The sequence below is a fragment of the Ruegeria sp. BE1 genome (genome assembly GCF_056538885.1).
In genome coordinates, this window is the sequence record NZ_JBQFTY010000001.1 from 608,089 (window position 1) to 624,889 (window position 16,801).

At 59.0% G+C, this 16,801-nt stretch carries 20 protein-coding genes; all 20 read left to right on the forward strand.

Going from position 1 to position 16,801, the window contains the following annotated elements:
* Window positions 1-123 (forward strand): hypothetical protein, encoded by a 123-nt coding sequence (locus tag ACR0J5_RS03020; RefSeq protein WP_480650369.1) that lies wholly within the window; start codon window positions 1-3, stop codon window positions 121-123.
* Window positions 123-1,346 carry an NADH-quinone oxidoreductase subunit D gene (locus tag ACR0J5_RS03025; RefSeq protein WP_480650370.1) on the forward strand — a complete coding sequence of 408 codons (1,224 nt, stop codon included), beginning with the start codon at window positions 123-125 and terminating at the stop codon, window positions 1,344-1,346. The genes ACR0J5_RS03020 and ACR0J5_RS03025 overlap by 1 nt, the downstream gene beginning before the upstream one ends.
* A complete protein-coding gene (locus tag ACR0J5_RS03030; protein WP_480650371.1) occupies window positions 1,343-1,759 on the forward strand; it encodes a hypothetical protein in 417 nt (138 codons plus the stop codon). The genes ACR0J5_RS03025 and ACR0J5_RS03030 overlap by 4 nt, the downstream gene beginning before the upstream one ends.
* Window positions 1,759-2,871: an NADH-quinone oxidoreductase subunit NuoE gene (nuoE, locus tag ACR0J5_RS03035; protein ID WP_480650372.1), complete on the forward strand. Its 1,113-nt coding sequence runs from the start codon at window positions 1,759-1,761 to the stop codon at window positions 2,869-2,871. Before ACR0J5_RS03030 ends, nuoE begins: the two co-directional genes overlap by 1 nt.
* A 30-nt stretch (window positions 2,872-2,901) precedes the next feature.
* On the forward strand, window positions 2,902-3,123 hold the full coding sequence (locus ACR0J5_RS03040; protein WP_480650373.1) for a DUF5337 domain-containing protein: 222 nt from the start codon (window positions 2,902-2,904) through the stop codon (window positions 3,121-3,123).
* Window positions 3,124-3,135: 12 nt separating this feature from the next.
* Complete coding sequence (gene nuoF, locus ACR0J5_RS03045; protein ID WP_480650374.1) at window positions 3,136-4,434, forward strand: NADH-quinone oxidoreductase subunit NuoF; 1,299 nt, start codon at window positions 3,136-3,138, stop codon at window positions 4,432-4,434.
* A 4-nt stretch (window positions 4,435-4,438) separates the two neighbouring features.
* The gene (locus tag ACR0J5_RS03050; protein ID WP_480650375.1) at window positions 4,439-4,813 is read left to right on the forward strand and encodes a hypothetical protein; all 375 of its coding nucleotides are present in this window, start codon (window positions 4,439-4,441) and stop codon (window positions 4,811-4,813) included.
* Between the two features lie 98 nt (window positions 4,814-4,911).
* The gene (locus ACR0J5_RS03055) at window positions 4,912-5,316 is read left to right on the forward strand and encodes a DUF5333 domain-containing protein (RefSeq protein WP_480650376.1); all 405 of its coding nucleotides are present in this window, start codon (window positions 4,912-4,914) and stop codon (window positions 5,314-5,316) included.
* A 3-nt stretch (window positions 5,317-5,319) separates the two neighbouring features.
* Window positions 5,320-7,341 (forward strand): NADH-quinone oxidoreductase subunit NuoG, encoded by a 2,022-nt coding sequence (gene nuoG, locus ACR0J5_RS03060; protein WP_480650377.1) that lies wholly within the window; start codon window positions 5,320-5,322, stop codon window positions 7,339-7,341.
* 45 nt (window positions 7,342-7,386) lie between these two features.
* Complete coding sequence (nuoH, locus tag ACR0J5_RS03065) at window positions 7,387-8,424, forward strand: NADH-quinone oxidoreductase subunit NuoH (protein ID WP_480650378.1); 1,038 nt, start codon at window positions 7,387-7,389, stop codon at window positions 8,422-8,424.
* Entirely contained in the window at window positions 8,421-8,588 is a 168-nt protein-coding gene (locus ACR0J5_RS03070; RefSeq protein ID WP_480650379.1) for a hypothetical protein, read from the forward strand. Before nuoH ends, ACR0J5_RS03070 begins: the two co-directional genes overlap by 4 nt.
* Window positions 8,585-9,079: an NADH-quinone oxidoreductase subunit NuoI gene (gene nuoI, locus ACR0J5_RS03075; RefSeq protein WP_170397042.1), complete on the forward strand. Its 495-nt coding sequence runs from the start codon at window positions 8,585-8,587 to the stop codon at window positions 9,077-9,079. The genes ACR0J5_RS03070 and nuoI overlap by 4 nt, the downstream gene beginning before the upstream one ends.
* On the forward strand, window positions 9,076-9,486 hold the full coding sequence (locus tag ACR0J5_RS03080) for a carboxymuconolactone decarboxylase family protein (protein ID WP_480650380.1): 411 nt from the start codon (window positions 9,076-9,078) through the stop codon (window positions 9,484-9,486). Before nuoI ends, ACR0J5_RS03080 begins: the two co-directional genes overlap by 4 nt.
* The gene (locus ACR0J5_RS03085; RefSeq protein WP_480650381.1) at window positions 9,483-10,085 is read left to right on the forward strand and encodes an NADH-quinone oxidoreductase subunit J; all 603 of its coding nucleotides are present in this window, start codon (window positions 9,483-9,485) and stop codon (window positions 10,083-10,085) included. Before ACR0J5_RS03080 ends, ACR0J5_RS03085 begins: the two co-directional genes overlap by 4 nt.
* 8 nt (window positions 10,086-10,093) lie before the next feature.
* Window positions 10,094-10,540: a hypothetical protein gene (locus tag ACR0J5_RS03090; RefSeq protein ID WP_480650382.1), complete on the forward strand. Its 447-nt coding sequence runs from the start codon at window positions 10,094-10,096 to the stop codon at window positions 10,538-10,540.
* Window positions 10,537-10,842 carry an NADH-quinone oxidoreductase subunit NuoK gene (gene nuoK, locus ACR0J5_RS03095; protein WP_005984024.1) on the forward strand — a complete coding sequence of 102 codons (306 nt, stop codon included), beginning with the start codon at window positions 10,537-10,539 and terminating at the stop codon, window positions 10,840-10,842. Before ACR0J5_RS03090 ends, nuoK begins: the two co-directional genes overlap by 4 nt.
* Window positions 10,843-10,849: 7 nt before the next feature.
* The gene (nuoL, locus tag ACR0J5_RS03100) at window positions 10,850-12,988 is read left to right on the forward strand and encodes an NADH-quinone oxidoreductase subunit L (protein WP_480650383.1); all 2,139 of its coding nucleotides are present in this window, start codon (window positions 10,850-10,852) and stop codon (window positions 12,986-12,988) included.
* On the forward strand, window positions 12,988-14,532 hold the full coding sequence (locus tag ACR0J5_RS03105) for an NADH-quinone oxidoreductase subunit M (RefSeq protein WP_480650384.1): 1,545 nt from the start codon (window positions 12,988-12,990) through the stop codon (window positions 14,530-14,532). Before nuoL ends, ACR0J5_RS03105 begins: the two co-directional genes overlap by 1 nt.
* 15 nt (window positions 14,533-14,547) lie before the next feature.
* Complete coding sequence (gene nuoN / locus ACR0J5_RS03110; RefSeq protein WP_480650385.1) at window positions 14,548-15,990, forward strand: NADH-quinone oxidoreductase subunit NuoN; 1,443 nt, start codon at window positions 14,548-14,550, stop codon at window positions 15,988-15,990.
* Window positions 15,991-16,044: 54 nt separating this feature from the next.
* Window positions 16,045-16,794, forward strand: coding sequence for a biotin--[acetyl-CoA-carboxylase] ligase (locus ACR0J5_RS03115; protein WP_480650386.1), 750 nt, complete (start codon window positions 16,045-16,047; stop codon window positions 16,792-16,794).
* Window positions 16,795-16,801: the final 7 nt, after the last annotated feature.

Sequence of the window (16,801 nt, forward strand, 5' to 3'; positions counted from 1 at the left end):
ATGATGGGTGAGCTGATCATTCTGGGCGCATTGGGCGTTCTGCTTGCAGGGGCCGCCGCCAAGGCGGTTGAGGCTGAAAAAGTCCGGGTTCGGGCGGAAGCAAAGAAGAAACGGGGGCGTTGATGGACGGCTCAAGATACGATGACGGCAGCACCGACGCGCTGAGCGGCGAGCAGAAGATCCGTAACTTTAACATCAACTTTGGCCCGCAACACCCTGCGGCGCATGGTGTTTTGCGCCTTGTGCTTGAGCTGGACGGCGAGATCGTGGAACGGTGTGACCCGCATATCGGCCTGCTGCACCGTGGTACTGAAAAGCTGATGGAAAGCCGGACGTACCTGCAGAACCTGCCGTATTTCGACCGTCTGGATTACGTGGCTCCGATGAATCAGGAACATGCCTGGTGTCTGGCGATTGAGAAACTGACCGGGGTTGAGGTGCCGCGCCGGGGCTCGTTGATCCGGGTGCTGTATTCCGAGATCGGGCGCATTCTGAACCACCTGCTGAACGTGACTACTCAGGCGATGGATGTGGGGGCGCTGACACCGCCGCTATGGGGTTTTGAGGAACGCGAAAAGCTGATGGTTTTTTATGAGCGTGCCTGCGGTGCCCGCCTGCACGCCGCCTATTTCCGCCCCGGCGGCGTCCATCAGGACCTGCCGGACGATCTGCTGGACGATATTGAGGCCTGGAGCCACGAATTCCCCGCCGTTCTGGACGATATCGACGGTTTGCTGACCGAAAACCGTATCTTCAAACAGCGTAACGCCGATATTGGCGTGGTGACCGAGGATGACATCCAGAAATACGGCTTCTCGGGCGTCATGGTGCGTGGCTCGGGCCTCGCATGGGATTTGCGCCGCGCTCAGCCCTATGAATGCTATGACGAGTTCGAGTTCCAGATTCCCGTGGGCAAGAACGGCGACTGCTATGACCGCTATCTGGTGCGCATGGAAGAGATGCGCCAGTCATTGCACATCATCCGACAGGCCATCGCCAAAATCCGCGAATGTCCGGGCGACGTACTGGCGCGCGGCAAGATCACTCCGCCGAAACGCTCGGACATGAAGACCTCGATGGAGAGCCTGATCCATCACTTCAAACTGTATACCGAAGGCTTCCACGTCCCCGCGGGCGAGGTTTACGCCGCCGTCGAGGCCCCCAAGGGCGAGTTCGGCGTCTATCTGGTCGCCGACGGCACCAACAAACCCTACCGCGCCAAACTGCGCGCGCCTGGGTTCCTGCACCTGCAAGCCATGGACCACGTTGCCGGAGGGCACCAACTGGCCGACGTTGCCGCCATCATCGGGACGATGGACGTTGTGTTTGGGGAGATTGATAGGTGACTAAGTTGCTTGTTTCTGCCTTGGCGCTCCTACCCATAACGCACTCAGCTTTCGCTGCCCCTTTGAGCGATTTTTGCATCTTTTTTTCGTCTGATGTAGTGCAGGAGGCATCTGAATGTTGGGTTGCCGCTGATTGCGATCCATTAGAAGAGTTTCCTGAGTTCTATGAGCGCTACGAAGCCCTCGAAACACGTGCTGCAAACTATGTTTTGAGCAAATTAAGCTCATCAGAAAGCTGCATGGCGTATCCCAATCTTTTGGCTGGATCGGGCGTAGAAAACTGTTCCGCCGGACAAGAGCCATTTGTGTGGGCCATTTTCGACCTTGTGGACGCTAAATTGATTTCGTCCAATAACTCAAATGATCCCGAGTTTTGGAAACTTGGAATGGCAGAAAATGGGGAATGTGCTTAATGCTCCGCCGCCTTCACCCCGAACAACCCGAGAGCTTCGCCTTCACCGCTGCCAACCAGAAATGGGCCGAAGCGCAGATCACCAAATACCCCGAAGGCCGTCAGGCCAGTGCGGTGATCCCTTTGCTGTGGCGCGCGCAGGAGCAGGAGGGCTGGCTGTCCCGTCCGGCGATTGAAGCCGTCGCTGATATGCTGGGTATGGCCTATATCCGTGTGCTTGAGGTGGCCTCGTTCTACTTCATGTTCCAACTGCAACCGGTTGGATCGGTGGCGCATATTCAGGTCTGCGGCACGACCTCTTGCATGATCTGCGGGGCTGAGGATCTGATCGCGGTCTGCAAGGACAAGATCGCCTCCAAACCGCACGCGCTGTCCGCCGATGGCAAGCTGAGCTGGGAAGAGGTGGAATGCCTCGGCTCATGCACCAATGCGCCGATGGCTCAGATCGGCAAGGACTATTACGAAGACCTGACCGCCGAGAGCTTTGGCAAGATCATCGACGATCTGGCGGCGGGCAATGTGCCGGTGCCGGGCCCTCAGAACGGGCGCTATGCGGCGGAACCGCTCAAGGGCCTCAGCAGCCTGTCCGAGTATGAGGCCGGGAAACCGCAATACAATGCCAGTGTCGAATTGGCGACCGATCTGGGCGATACGGTCAAGCGCATCGACGGGACCGAGGTTCCGATCCTGACGCCCTGGATGGGCAAGGACGGAAAACAGGCCGGGGCCTCAGCCGCAGCAGAACCGCCCAAAGCGCCTGAACCTGCGAAACCTGCGGTGAAACAGGTGGCTGAAGCCAAAGCTGCGCAGGCCGAGGTCAAAGAAGACAAACCCCGGACGCTGACCGAGGCGCGCGGGAGCTTACCGGATGACCTTAAGCTGCTGAAAGGCGTTGGGCCCAAGCTTGAAGAGACATTGAACGCACTGGGCTTCTATCACTACGACCAGATCGCGGCCTGGACGCCGGAACATGTGGCCTGGGTGGATGCGCGCCTCAAGTTCAAGGGCCGGATCGAGCGGGATGGCTGGATCGAACAGGCGGCCAAGCTGGCCGCAGGTGTGGAAACCGAATTTGCCAAACGTGCCAAGGAAGACGGCACATACGAAGACTAAAACGGGTGCCCGTTGGGGCATCGGGGGAAGATGGACAAGGACAAGGAACTGGCCATAGCCCGAAAGGGCCGTCACATCGGCATCGTCATCGTCGCGACGATGGTGATCTGGCTTGCCATGAACATGTTCATCGGCCCGGCACTGGGTTTGACGGCCCGGTATGCGCTGCTGTTTGATTTCGCTGCCTTGGCGGCGTTCATCTATGCGGGCGTCAACATATTTCAACTCTGGCGCATGCGTCAGGACAGCTGAAGGTAACACGCGATGCTGAAGGATCAGGACCGGATCTTTACCAACATCTACGGGATGCATGAGCGCACGTTGCGCGGCGCGCAGGCCCGGGGGCATTGGGACGGCACCGCTGGCCTGATCGATAAGGGCCGCGACTGGATCATTCAGACGATGAAGGATTCGGGCCTGCGCGGACGCGGCGGGGCGGGCTTTCCCACCGGGCTGAAATGGTCGTTCATGCCCAAGGAAAGCGACGGTCGACCGGCCTATCTGGTGGTGAATGCGGACGAATCCGAGCCCGGCACCTGTAAGGACCGCGAGATCATGCGCCATGATCCGCATACGCTGATCGAGGGCTGCCTGATCGCCTCTTTCGCGATGAACGCGCATACCTGCTATATCTACTTGCGCGGCGAATATATCCGCGAGCGTGAGGCGCTGCAGGCCGCAATTGATGAGGCGTACGACGCCGGGCTGCTGGGCAAGAACGCCGCCGGTTCGGGCTGGGATTTCGATCTGTTCCTGCATCACGGGGCTGGGGCCTATATCTGCGGTGAAGAAACCGCTCTGATCGAAAGCCTTGAGGGCAAGAAGGGTATGCCGCGGATGAAGCCTCCGTTCCCGGCGGGCGCGGGTCTGTATGGCTGTCCGACCACCGTGAACAATGTGGAATCGATTGCCGTTGTTCCGACGATCCTGCGCCGTGGCGCGGATTGGTTCGCAGGCTTTGGCCGTCAGAACAACGCGGGCACCAAGCTGTTTGCGATCTCGGGCCATGTGAACAACCCCTGCGTCGTCGAAGAGGCGATGTCGATTTCCTTTGAGGAACTGATCGAAACCCATTGCGGCGGCATTCGTGGCGGTTGGGACAATCTGCTGGCGGTAATTCCGGGTGGGTCCTCGGTGCCGTGTGTGCGTGGTGAGAACATGCGCGACGCGATCATGGATTTCGACTATCTGCGCAACGATCTGGGATCGGGTCTGGGCACAGCGGCGGTGATCGTGATGGACAAATCCACCGATATCATCAAGGCGATCTGGCGGCTGTCCAAGTTCTATAAACACGAAAGCTGTGGCCAGTGTACGCCGTGCCGCGAAGGCACCGGCTGGATGATGCGCGTGATGGATCGTCTGGTACGTGGTGAGGCCGAGCTGGAAGAGATCGACATGCTGTTTGACGTCACCAAGCAGGTCGAAGGCCACACGATCTGCGCTTTGGGTGACGCTGCCGCCTGGCCCATTCAGGGCCTAATCCGCAACTTCCGTGATGAGATTGAAGACCGTATAAGAGCGCAGAAATCGGGCCGAACGGGCGCGATGGCAGCGGAGTAAAAGAATGAAAGTTTTCAACGGATACGGTCGCCTGGTGACTTCGGCCAAGATCGCGATTGCGGCGTTGACGCTGGTTTCGGCCTGCGGGATCGCCAATTCGCGCGCGGACCGGGTTCAGTTTGATGGTCAGTATTTTCGGACCAAGGTGAAATCCGTGGACAAAAAAGCGACGCCAGCAGAATTCACTGTGGTTGTAAATGGGGTTGCGTCTTCGTTGGATGGCGCGCGCGAGGCAGGTCGGTTTGAAGCCACCAAGTTCTGCATCAAGAACTTTGGATCCTCCAGAATCGACTGGAACGTTGGACCGGATACCGAGCCGCAAAACCTGCGCATTGCCGATGATCAACTGACCCTTTCGGGGAAATGCCTGCGGCCATGACATTTATTTCTTCATATCAGACCAGGGCGCAGGCGGTGTTATTGCATAGCGCCCCGGCTGCCGGTCGTCTTGGGTTTCCCAAGACGAAAGGACCTGTCATGTCTGGTGTGAAGAAACTTGCCCTGCTGTCATTGCTTGCATTGCCCACGGTTGCGGATGCCAAACCGCCTTTGCGCGATGTCAAGGAAATCGACAATGAGCTTTATTACATCGCAATCGCAAATGAGATTTCGGAATACTGTTCCTCGATCAGCGGGCGGCGTCTGAAAGCGATCAGTGTGATGTGGGGGCTGCGATCCAAGGCCAATGATTTGGGCTATACCGACAAGGAAATCCGCGCCTACGTGGAATCGGATACCGAAAAAGACCGGATGCGTGCCAAGGGCGAGGCGTATCTGGCGCAAAACGGTGTCTCTTACGACAATCCAAATTCCTTCTGCACGTTGGGGCAGAAGGAAATTGAAAGAAACAGCGCCATTGGCGTGTATTTGAGGGCGAACTAGATCATGTCTGACCTTCGCAAGATCAATATCGACGGCCACGAGATCGAAGTCGATGGCGCGATGACCCTGATCCAGGCCTGTGAACAGGCAGGGGTCGAGGTGCCGCGTTTCTGCTATCATGAACGCCTGTCGATCGCCGGGAACTGCCGGATGTGTCTTGTTGAGGTCGTGGGTGGCCCGCCGAAACCTGCGGCTTCCTGCGCGATGCAGGTGCGCGACCTGCGCCCGGGGCCGGAAGGGCAGCCGCCTGTGGTCAAGACGAACTCGCCCATGGTCAAAAAGGCCCGCGAAGGGGTGATGGAGTTTCTGCTGATCAACCACCCGCTGGATTGCCCGATCTGCGATCAGGGTGGTGAGTGTGATCTGCAGGATCAGGCCATGGCCTATGGTGTCTCGGGCTCGCGCTTTAAAGAAGCCAAGCGGGCGGTGGATGATCTGGACCTTGGGCCTCTGGTCGGCACGGCGATGACGCGTTGCATCAGCTGCACCCGCTGTGTGCGCTTTACGACCGAAGTGGCCGGGATCACCCAGATGGGTCAGACCGGGCGTGGTGAGGATGCCGAGATCACCTCGTATCTGAACAAAACACTGCAATCGAACCTGCAGGGCAACATCATCGATCTGTGCCCGGTTGGCGCTCTGACCTCGAAGCCCTATGCCTTTACGGCGCGCCCCTGGGAGCTGACCAAGACCGAGAGCATCGATGTGATGGATGCCCTGGGCTCGAACATCCGAGTGGATACCAAGGGCCGTGAAGTGATGCGGTTCCTGCCGCGCAACCATGACGGCGTGAATGAGGAATGGATCAGCGACAAGACACGGTTTGTTTGGGACGGCCTGCGTCGTCAGCGTCTGGACAAACCGTATGTGCGCGAAAACGGCAAGCTGCGCCCGGCGACGTGGCCCGAGGCGCTGACCAAGGCAGCCGAGGCACTGAAAGGGGCTGAAAAGCCCGCGGGCATCGTCGGCGATCTGGCCCCGGTCGAGGCCGCGTTTGCGCTGAAGCAGATGATTGAGGGGCAGGGCGGCGTTGTCGAATGCCGCACAGACGGGGCCAAGCTGCCTGCGGGCAATCGCGGGGCCTATGCCGGAACCGCTGCGATCGAAGACATCGACTCGGCCGAGCGCATTCTGCTGATCGGCACCAACCCGCGCGATGAAGCGCCGGTGCTGAACGCGCGCATCCGCAAGGCTTGGGCGCATGGGGCCGAGGTGGCGCTAGTCGGCCCTGCGGCCGATCTGACCTATGAATACCACCACATGGGCGATGACCGCGCCGCGTTGCAAAAGGTTGTCGACATGGGCGGCGATGATGAGATCAAGGGCAAACGCTCATTGGTCGTCGTCGGGCAGGGCGCCCTGCAAGAGGCCGATGGCGCAGCCGTTCTGGCGGCCGCGCAAACCGTTGCAAAAAATACCGAAAGTGGCCTGATCGTCTTGCATACCGCTGCCGCGCGCGTGGGCGCGATGGATGTGGACGCGACCAATGATGCCGGGATGGAGGCAATCAGTGCCGCTGATGTGATCTATAACCTCGGCGCAGATGAGGTTGAGATCGGCGAGGGGGCCTTTGTGATCTATCAGGGCAGCCACGGGGATCGGGGTGCGCACCGCGCCGACGTGATCCTGCCGGGCGCGGCCTATACCGAGGAAAACGGTTTGTTCGTGAACACCGAGGGCCGCCCGCAATTGGCCATGCGCGCCGGTTTTGCACCCGGTGAGGCCAAGGAAAACTGGGCCATCCTGCGCGCCTTGTCGGCCGAGCTGGGGGCGACGCTGCCCTTCGACTCGCTGGCGCAGCTGCGCAATGCTCTGATCGAGGCGGTACCGCATCTGGCCCGTGTCGATGAGGTGATCGAAAATGAGGTTCAGACGCTGGAGGCAGGCGCCTTGGGCGACGCGAGTTTCCGAAATGCGATCAAGGATTTCTATCTGACCAATCCCATCGCGCGGTCCTCGCAGCTGATGGCCGAACTATCGGCGCAGGCGCTGGCCCTCAAAAACGACAGGATTGCCGCAGAATGATCCGATACGCTGACCCATCCACGACGACCCACGGTGTGAGGACCAATGGCTGATTTCTTTAACACCCCAGGCGGAATTGCCATCATCATTCTGGCGCAAGTGCTTGCAGTCGTTGCCTTTGTGATGATTTCGCTGTTGTTCCTTGTGTACGGCGACCGCAAGATCTGGGCCGCTGTCCAGATGCGCCGGGGCCCCAATGTGGTGGGTGTCTACGGCCTGCTGCAATCGGTGGCCGACGCGCTGAAATACGTGGTCAAAGAGGTGGTGATCCCCGCCGGTGCAGACCGCACGGTCTTCATGCTGGCACCGCTGACGTCATTCGTATTGGCAATGATCGCGTGGGCGGTGATCCCGTTTAACGATGGCTGGGTTCTGTCCGATCTGAACGTTGCGATCCTCTATGTCTTCGCCGTGTCCTCGTTAGAGGTTTATGGCGTGATTATGGGCGGTTGGGCGTCGAACTCAAAGTATCCTTTCCTGGGGTCTCTGCGCTCTGCGGCGCAGATGATTTCCTATGAGGTCTCCATCGGCCTGATCATCATCGGTGTCATCATCTCGACCGGTTCTATGAACTTCGGAGACATCGTGCGCGCGCAGGACGGCTCGTTCGGGTTCTTCAGCTGGTACTGGCTGCCGCACTTCCCGATGGTTTTCCTGTTCTTCATCTCGGCGCTGGCCGAAACCAACCGGCCCCCGTTTGATTTGCCCGAGGCGGAATCGGAACTGGTCGCAGGCTATCAGGTCGAATACTCGGCCACGCCCTTCCTGCTATTCATGGCCGGGGAATACATCGCCATCTTCCTGATGTGCGCCCTGACCACACTGCTGTTCTTCGGTGGCTGGCTGTCGCCAATCCCGGGGCTGCCGGATGGCGTTCTTTGGATGGTCGCCAAGATGGCGTTCTTCTTCTTCCTCTTCGCGATGGTCAAGGCAATCACGCCCCGCTACCGCTATGATCAGCTGATGCGGCTGGGCTGGAAAGTGTTCCTGCCGTTCTCGCTGGTCTGGGTGGTCTTCGTGGCCTTCGCGGCACGGTTCGATTGGTTCTGGGGCGCGTTTGCCCGTTGGAGCGTGGGGGGATGATTGTGGAAAAAAAGTTACCTACCCAAGCCGAGCTTGCCGACCATTTCAAGCGAACCGAAGAAACGCTTGATGGAATACAGAGATCATTGAGCGATATAAAGGCCGGGATAGCTCAGGCAATAGAATTGGTAGAGCGCAAAATTCAAGAGGAGGGAAAGAAGTGACCCAAATCGACTATACCCGTGCTGCCAAGTACTTTCTGCTGCAGGACTTCTGGGTCGGCATGAAGCTGGGGCTGAAGTACTTCTTCGCCCCCAAGGCTACCGTGAACTACCCGCACGAAAAGGGCCCTCTTTCGCCACGGTTCCGGGGCGAGCACGCCCTGCGCCGCTATCCGAACGGCGAAGAACGCTGCATCGCCTGCAAATTGTGTGAGGCGATTTGCCCGGCCCAAGCCATCACCATCGACGCCGAACCGCGCGAAGACGGCAGCCGCCGCACGACGCGCTATGACATCGACATGACCAAATGCATCTATTGCGGCTTCTGCCAGGAGGCCTGCCCGGTTGATGCCATCGTCGAAGGTCCGAACTTCGAATTCGCCACGGAGACCCGCGAAGAGCTGTTTTACGACAAGCAAAAACTGCTGGATAACGGCGAACGCTGGGAAGCCGAGATCGCCCGCAATCTGGAAATGGACGCGCCGTACAGATGAGTGACACGCCGACTAATCCGTTTGAGCTGATGATGAAGCAGGCGCAGGACATGGCCAAGGCGATGAACCCGGCGATGGAGAATTTCTCGCCCAAAGGGTTCGAGGCGCTGTGGCCAACCATGCCGAAAGAGGTCATGGAGATGATGTTTGGCAACACCGTCAACACCGACGGGCTGGACGCCAAGACCCGCCTGCTGCTGACGCTGGCCGGGCTGACCTGTCAGGGTGCTCAGGCAGACACCGCCGTGCGGCAGACCGTGCGTCATGCGTTGGAGGCGGGCGCCAAGAAACAAGAGATCGTGGAAACGATCGGGCAGATGTCGGTCTTTGCCGGCATCCCGGCCATGACCCGCGCGCTGGATCTGGCGCAAGAGGTTCTGGCCGATAATGAGGATGAGGATCAATGACCGTCTTTGCCTTCTACCTGTTTGCCATCAGCGCCATAACCGGAGGGCTGTTCACGGTGATCAGCCGCCAGCCGGTGCACTCGGTGCTGTGGCTGATCCTGGCGTTTCTGTCCGCGGCGGGGCTGTTCGTGCTGCTGGGGGCCGAGTTCGTGGCGATGCTGCTGATCATCGTCTACGTGGGCGCGGTCGCGGTGCTGTTCCTGTTCGTGGTGATGATGCTGGACGTGGACTTTGCCGAGCTCAAGGCCGAGATGGCGCGCTATATGCCGCTGGCCCTGCTGATCGGTCTGGTCATCCTGATGCAGTTCGTCATGGCCTTTGGCGCATGGGATAGCGCGCAGGGTATCGAGGCCAATCTGGCGCAACCGGTCCCGACGGACCGTCACAACACCGAGGCGCTGGGTGTCATTCTTTACGATCAATACTTCCTTCTGTTCCAACTGGCGGGCCTGATCCTGCTGGTGGCCATGATCGGCGCCATCGTCCTGACGCTGCGCCACCGTCAGGACATCAAGCGTCAGGACATCATCGGCCAGATGATGCGCGACCCGGCCAAGGCGATGGAGTTGAAGGACGTGAAACCGGGGCAGGGGTTGTGAGATTGGCGATGGCTTTTTCTGCACTAATTTTCTCGGTTTCGGCGTTAAGCGCCGAAGATGCCGAAGGTTTGGAGCCGCTTCCTCCTGAAGCGTGCATTGGCTTCGATGGTTCTTTCGATTTCAGTGTTCCGGGTGTCTACGATTGGTGGATTGCTGAAGAGGTTGGTTGCCCGAACCCCGGTTTCCATTGGACCGTAATGTCATGCACATCGGGTGAAACGCTGGATGTCAGAATTAGCGGTAAGCGATCGGACGGGCAGCAGATTGATTTCAATCCCGAGATACAAGAATTGCGGGAAAAATATGCCAATCTGGATACCCCGCCTGACATCAACACTGTTTTTGATGATCTTACGGCTCTTGGCGCGGAACCGATTGTTCGCGGAGAGAGATTCGATCCGGGGAAATTCTGCAAAACGGGAACAGTCTCAGATCAAGGCGAGGCGAAGTTATGATCGGACTTGAACACTATCTTACGGTCGCGGCCACGCTGTTCGTCATCGGCATCTTCGGTCTCTTCCTGAACCGCAAGAACGTGATCATCCTGCTGATGAGCATCGAACTGATGCTGTTGGCGGTGAATATCAACCTCGTGGCGTTCTCCAGTTTCCTCGGCGATCTGGTCGGGCAGGTGTTTACGCTGTTCGTGCTGACCGTTGCGGCGGCCGAGGCGGCGATCGGGCTGGCCATTCTGGTCTGCTTCTTCCGCAACCGTGGCACCATCGCGGTTGAAGACGTCAATATGATGAAGGGCTAAGAGAACTATGGAAACCACCATCCTCTTTGCCCCGCTGGTGGGCGCGTTGATCTGCGGTTTCGGCTGGCGGTTCATAGGTGAGAAAGCGGCCATGTGGACCGCAACGGGCCTGCTGTTTCTGGCCTGTTTGCTGTCGTGGATTGTGTTCTTCACTTTCGATGGCGTCACCCAACAGATCGAGATCATGCGCTGGATCGAGAGCGGCTCGCTGTCGACAAGCTGGGCCATTCGTCTGGACCGTTTGACCGCGATCATGCTGATCGTGGTGACGACGGTCTCGGCGCTGGTGCACCTCTATTCCTTTGGCTACATGGATCACGACCCGCAATGGCGCGAGGGCGAGAGCTATAAGCCGCGTTTCTTTGCCTATCTGTCCTTCTTCACCTTTGCCATGCTGATGCTGGTGACGGCGGACAATCTGGTGCAGATGTTCTTTGGCTGGGAGGGCGTGGGCGTCGCATCCTACCTGCTGATCGGGTTCTACTATCGAAAACCTTCGGCCAATGCCGCTGCGATGAAAGCCTTCATCGTCAACCGTGTGGGTGACTTTGGCTTTGCGCTGGGTATTTTCGCGCTGTTCCTGCTGACGGACAGCATCAACTTTTCGGATATTTTCGCCTCGGCCCCGGCTTTGGCCGAAGAGAAGCTGCACTTCCTGTGGGGTGAATGGACCGCGGTTGAGGTCATATGCGTGCTGCTGTTCATCGGCGCGATGGGGAAATCGGCGCAGTTGATCCTGCACACATGGTTGCCGGACGCGATGGAAGGCCCGACGCCCGTTTCGGCCCTGATCCACGCCGCGACCATGGTGACGGCGGGTGTGTTCCTTGTCTGCCGCATGTCGCCGCTGATGGAATTCGCGCCGGGTGCGACCGGTTTCATCACTGTGCTGGGGGCGACGACCGCGTTCTTTGCCGCAACCGTGGGTCTGGTGCAGACCGACATCAAGCGCGTCATCGCCTATTCGACCTGTTCGCAGTTGGGCTATATGTTCGTGGCCGCAGGTGTGGGCATGTATTCGGCGGCGATGTTCCATCTGTTCACGCACGCCTTCTTCAAGGCGCTTTTGTTCCTTGGCGCAGGCTCGGTGATCCATGCCATGCATCATGAACAAGAGATGACCGAATATGGCGGTCTGCGTAAAAAAATCCCTTACACCTTCTGGGCGATGATGATCGGGACGCTGGCCATTACCGGTGTCGGCATTCCGCTGACCACGTTCGGGTTTGCCGGGTTCCTGTCAAAGGATGCCATTATCGAAAGCGCTTATGCAGGCGGGTCTGCCTATGGGTTCTGGCTGCTGGTGGTTGCTGCGGCGTTTACGTCTTTCTATAGCTGGCGTCTGATCTTCCTGACCTTCTATGGTGAGCCGCGCGGGGACAAGCACACCCATGACCACGCGCATGAAAGCCCGATGGTCATGCTGGTGCCGCTTGGGGTTCTGTCGCTGGGGGCCGTCTTTGCGGGTATGATCTGGTACGGCAATTTCTTTGGTCACGCGGATAAGGTCGGTAAGTTCTACGGCATTCCGGTGGCCGAGGCGTCCGAGCATGCCGAGGCAGGTGATCACGGTGCAGCCGACGCGCATGGCGATGACAGCCACGCCGAGGATGGCCATGATGCGCATGCTGATGAGGGCCATGGGGAAAAAGAGGCCCATGGCGATCACCACTATGCGTTCGTGGGTGAACCGGGTGAGGGTGCGCTGTATATGGCACCGGACAACCATGTGCTGGACGATGCACACGCTGCGCCGAAATGGGTCAAGGTTTCGCCCTTTGTCGCCATGTTGCTGGGCTTTGTCATGGCCTATTGGTTCTACATCGTGAATCCGTCGCTGCCGGGACGTCTGGCGCAGAACCAGCGGCCGCTCTACCTGTTCCTGCTGAACAAGTGGTATTTTGACGAGATTTACAACGCGATCTTGGTCAAACCCACAGTGGCGCTTGGCCGGTTCCTGTGGAAGCGCGGCGATGGCAACACCATTGATGGTTTCCTGAATGGAATTGCCATGGGCGTTGTTCCCTTCTTTACCCGCCTCGCAGGCAAGGCGCAGACGGGCTACATCTTTACTTACGCCTTCTGGATGGTCTTGGGCATCGCGGCCCTCGTCACCTGGATGTCGATCGGCGGAGGCGCACACTAATGGATAATATCCTCTCGATCGTCACCTTTATCCCTGCTGTGGCAGCGGCCATATTGGCCCTGTTTCTGCAGGGCGACGATGTGGCCGCGCAGCGCAACGCGAAATGGGTTGCGCTGGTGGCGACCACGGTGACCTTCCTTGTGTCGATTGGCATCTACACAGGCTTTGATCCCAACGATACCGGCTTTCAGATGGTGGAAGAGGGTGAGTGGCTGCTGGGCCTGAAATACAAGATGGGCGTGGACGGGATCAGCGTCCTGTTCGTGCTGCTGACCACCTTCATCATGCCGCTGACCATTCTGGCCAGCTGGAACGTGACCGACCGGGTCAAGGAATACATGATCGCCTTCCTGCTGCTGGAAACGCTGATGCTGGGCGTGTTCATGGCGCTGGATCTGGTGCTGTTCTACCTGTTCTTCGAGGCCGGTCTGATCCCGATGTTCCTGATCATCGGAATCTGGGGCGGCGCGAACCGTATCTATGCCAGCTTCAAGTTCTTCCTCTATACTTTCCTCGGCTCGGTGCTGATGCTGGTGGCGATGGTCGCGATGTATGCGGATGCGGGTACCACGGATATCGAAGCACTGATGAGCCATCAGTTCTCCTCCGAAAGCTTTAGCGTTCTTGGCGTGTACGTTGTAGGCGGGATGCAGACGCTGATGTTCCTGGCCTTCTTCGCCTCGTTTGCGGTGAAGATGCCGATGTGGCCGGTCCACACGTGGTTGCCCGACGCGCACGTTCAGGCCCCGACGGCGGGTTCGGTCGTTCTGGCGGCGATCCTGCTGAAGATGGGCGGTTATGGCTTCCTGCGATTCAGCTTGCCAATGTTCCCTGTGGGCTCAGCCGTGATGACGGACCTGGTGTTGTGGATGTCGGCAATCGCGGTCGTCTACACCTCGCTGGTGGCGCTGGTGCAGGAGGATATGAAAAAGCTGATCGCCTATTCTTCGGTCGCGCATATGGGCTTTGTGACCATGGGGATATTTGCGGCGAACCAGCAGGGCATCGACGGCGCGATCTTCCAGATGCTGAGCCATGGGTTCATTTCCGCCGCGCTGTTCCTGTGTGTTGGCGTGATCTATGACCGGATGCACACCCGTGACATCGACGCTTATGGCGGTCTGGTCATTCGGATGCCCGCCTATGCGCTGGTCTTCATGCTGTTCACTATGGCCAATGTTGGCCTGCCGGGGACGTCTGGGTTTATCGGCGAATTCCTGACACTGATGGGTGCCTTCCAGGTTAACACATGGGTAACGGCGGTGGCTGCAACCGGCGTGATCTTCTCTGCCGGGTACGCGTTGTGGCTGTACCGCCGCGTGGTCTTTGGCGATCTGATCAAGGAAAGCCTCAAGGCGATGACTGACATGAGCTCGCGCGAGCGGCTGATCTTTGCACCGCTGATCATCATGACCATCCTGCTGGGCGTCTACCCGTCGCTGGTGACGGATGTGATCGGCAATTCGACCGCCGCGCTGATTTCGAACTATGACACGGCTCTGGCCGCGGCTGAGGCCGTGACCCAGACAGCCGCTTCGCATTAAGGAGGCTTTGGAGACATGATCCAAGCTGATCTGACAATCATCCTGCCAGAGATCGTTCTGGCCGTATATGCGATGGCGGCGCTGATCGGGGCTGTCTACACGACCAAGGACGGGCTGGCCCCGGTTCTGGTCTGGTCGACCTCGGGCCTGATGGCGCTGTTGGCGATCTGGATTGCCACCAATGGTGACGGTGTAAACGTAGCCTTTAACGGCATGTTCGTCGATGACGGGTTCTCGCGCTTTGCCAAGGTGGCGATCCTGCTGTCTGCCGCAGCTGTCTTGCTGATGAGCCAGGAATATATGTCGCGCCGTGGGCTCTTGCGGTTCGAATACCCTCTGCTGGTGGCCTTGGCCGCTGTGGGTATGATGATGATGGTCAGCGCGGGCGATCTGATGTCGCTTTATATGGGGTTGGAGCTGCAATCGCTGGCGCTGTATGTCGTGGCCGCCCTGCGCCGTGACAGTGCGAAATCCACTGAGGCTGGCCTGAAATACTTCGTTCTGGGCGCGCTCAGTTCGGGTCTGCTGCTGTATGGTGCCTCGCTGGTTTACGGCTTTACCGGCACCACGCTGTTCTCGGGGATCATCCAGACCGTCCATCACGGCGATGTCTCGGTCGGGTTGCTGTTTGGTCTGATTTTCCTGATCTCGGGTCTGGCCTTCAAGGTCTCTGCTGTGCCGTTCCACATGTGGACACCGGACGTGTACGAGGGCTCGCCCACGCCGATCACCGCCTTCTTTGCCACTGCGCCGAAAGTGGCGGCAATGGCGCTGTTTGCGCGTCTGCTGCATGACGCCTTTGGTGGCGTGGTCAAGGATTGGCAACAGGTGATCGTGTTGCTTTCGGTCCTGTCGATGCTGCTGGGTGCAGTGGCCGCGATTGGTCAGCGCGATATCAAGCGGCTGATGGCGTTTTCGTCGATTGCCCATATGGGGTATGCGCTGATCGGTCTGGCGGCGGGTACGGAAATGGGCATCAAAGCGATGCTGATGTATCTGGCGATCTACGTGACCATGAATATCGGCACCTTTGCCTTCATCCTGATGATGGAGCGCGATGGCAAACCCGTCACCGATATCGACGCGTTGCGCCAGTACTCCCGACGTGATCCGGGCAAAGCGCTGGCTGTGCTGATCCTGATGTTCAGCCTTGCGGGCGTGCCGCCGATGCTGGGCTTTTTCGCCAAGTTCGGCGTTTGGCAGGCTGGTGTCAGCGCGGGTCTGACCGGGTTGGTGATCGTGTCGGCCATCGCTTCGGTCATCGGGGCCTTCTATTATCTGCGGATCGTGTTCTACATGTATTTCGGTGAGGAAAACGAAGACCCGATTGAAACCCATTCCACCCCGGTTCTGTGGGTTGCTTTGATGGGGTCGGCGGCCTTGATGCTTGTGGGCGTTTTCTATCAGTTCGGGATTGAGGGCGCAGCGGCTGCTGCGGCGGCGACGCTTGTCAATTAACCATGGACCCATCGTGAACAGGGGGGCTCGGTCGGTGGACCGGGCCTTTTTACCATGACAGCCTGGCCGCAAGGATATGGCCTGCACATCGTGCAAGAGGTCGACAGCACCCTGAATGAGGCCGCCCGGCTTGCGCCGACCGCGCCCGGCCCTGTCTGGATCATGGCGCATCACCAGACGGCCGCACGTGGGCGGCGGGGCAGAGCCTGGGCCAATCCCAAGGGCAATCTGGCCACGACGCTGTTGATGAGACCTCAGGGCAATCCGGAACAGGCGGCGCTGCGCAGCTTTGTGGCGGCGTTGGCTTTGTTTGACGCCTGTGTTGCGGTGACAGGACGGGCCGCAGGGCTGTCGCTGAAATGGCCCAATGACGTGCTGCTGAATGGCGGCAAGCTGGCCGGTATCCTGCTGGAAAGCACCGGGCAGGGGCGGCAGTTATCTCATCTGGCCATCGGTATTGGCGTGAATCTGTCCGAGGCCCCGCCCGCCTATGCGGTTGAACAAAGCGCGGTGCGGCCCGTTTCGTTGCTGTCGGAAACCGGCGCGGCTGTGATCCCCGAGGATTTCCTGACCGAACTGGCTGTGGCCTATGCGCGCTATGAAACCCAATTCGTGACCTATGGGTTCGAGCCGATCCGCACCGCCTGGCTGGCCCGCGCGGCGCGGCTGGGAGAGGTGATCACCGCCCGGACCTCAACGTCCGAGACGGTGGGAACCTTTGAAACCGTGGACTCGGGCGGCAACCTTGTCCTAAAGACCGCCAAAGGCCGTGTCAGCATCCCTGCGGCGGACGTGTTTTTCTGAAGGAGGC

What these genes read in the sequence shown, in the direction of transcription:
- nuoE (WP_480650372.1), top strand. Translation starts at nt 1,759, where the DNA reads ATGCTCCGCCGCCTTCACCCCGAACAACCCGAGAGCTTCGCCTTCACC.
- ACR0J5_RS03085 (WP_480650381.1), top strand. Translation starts at nt 9,483, where the DNA reads ATGACCGTCTTTGCCTTCTACCTGTTTGCCATCAGCGCCATAACCGGA.
- ACR0J5_RS03025 (WP_480650370.1), top strand. Translation starts at nt 123, where the DNA reads ATGGACGGCTCAAGATACGATGACGGCAGCACCGACGCGCTGAGCGGC.
- ACR0J5_RS03070 (WP_480650379.1), top strand. Translation starts at nt 8,421, where the DNA reads ATGATTGTGGAAAAAAAGTTACCTACCCAAGCCGAGCTTGCCGACCAT.
- ACR0J5_RS03090 (WP_480650382.1), top strand. Translation starts at nt 10,094, where the DNA reads ATGGCTTTTTCTGCACTAATTTTCTCGGTTTCGGCGTTAAGCGCCGAA.
- ACR0J5_RS03040 (WP_480650373.1), top strand. Translation starts at nt 2,902, where the DNA reads ATGGACAAGGACAAGGAACTGGCCATAGCCCGAAAGGGCCGTCACATC.
- ACR0J5_RS03020 (WP_480650369.1), top strand. Translation starts at nt 1, where the DNA reads ATGATGGGTGAGCTGATCATTCTGGGCGCATTGGGCGTTCTGCTTGCA.
- ACR0J5_RS03050 (WP_480650375.1), top strand. Translation starts at nt 4,439, where the DNA reads ATGAAAGTTTTCAACGGATACGGTCGCCTGGTGACTTCGGCCAAGATC.
- ACR0J5_RS03105 (WP_480650384.1), top strand. Translation starts at nt 12,988, where the DNA reads ATGGATAATATCCTCTCGATCGTCACCTTTATCCCTGCTGTGGCAGCG.
- ACR0J5_RS03080 (WP_480650380.1), top strand. Translation starts at nt 9,076, where the DNA reads ATGAGTGACACGCCGACTAATCCGTTTGAGCTGATGATGAAGCAGGCG.
- ACR0J5_RS03055 (WP_480650376.1), top strand. Translation starts at nt 4,912, where the DNA reads ATGTCTGGTGTGAAGAAACTTGCCCTGCTGTCATTGCTTGCATTGCCC.
- nuoL (WP_480650383.1), top strand. Translation starts at nt 10,850, where the DNA reads ATGGAAACCACCATCCTCTTTGCCCCGCTGGTGGGCGCGTTGATCTGC.
- nuoF (WP_480650374.1), top strand. Translation starts at nt 3,136, where the DNA reads ATGCTGAAGGATCAGGACCGGATCTTTACCAACATCTACGGGATGCAT.
- nuoN (WP_480650385.1), top strand. Translation starts at nt 14,548, where the DNA reads ATGATCCAAGCTGATCTGACAATCATCCTGCCAGAGATCGTTCTGGCC.
- ACR0J5_RS03115 (WP_480650386.1), top strand. Translation starts at nt 16,045, where the DNA reads ATGACAGCCTGGCCGCAAGGATATGGCCTGCACATCGTGCAAGAGGTC.
- nuoK (WP_005984024.1), top strand. Translation starts at nt 10,537, where the DNA reads ATGATCGGACTTGAACACTATCTTACGGTCGCGGCCACGCTGTTCGTC.
- nuoH (WP_480650378.1), top strand. Translation starts at nt 7,387, where the DNA reads ATGGCTGATTTCTTTAACACCCCAGGCGGAATTGCCATCATCATTCTG.
- nuoG (WP_480650377.1), top strand. Translation starts at nt 5,320, where the DNA reads ATGTCTGACCTTCGCAAGATCAATATCGACGGCCACGAGATCGAAGTC.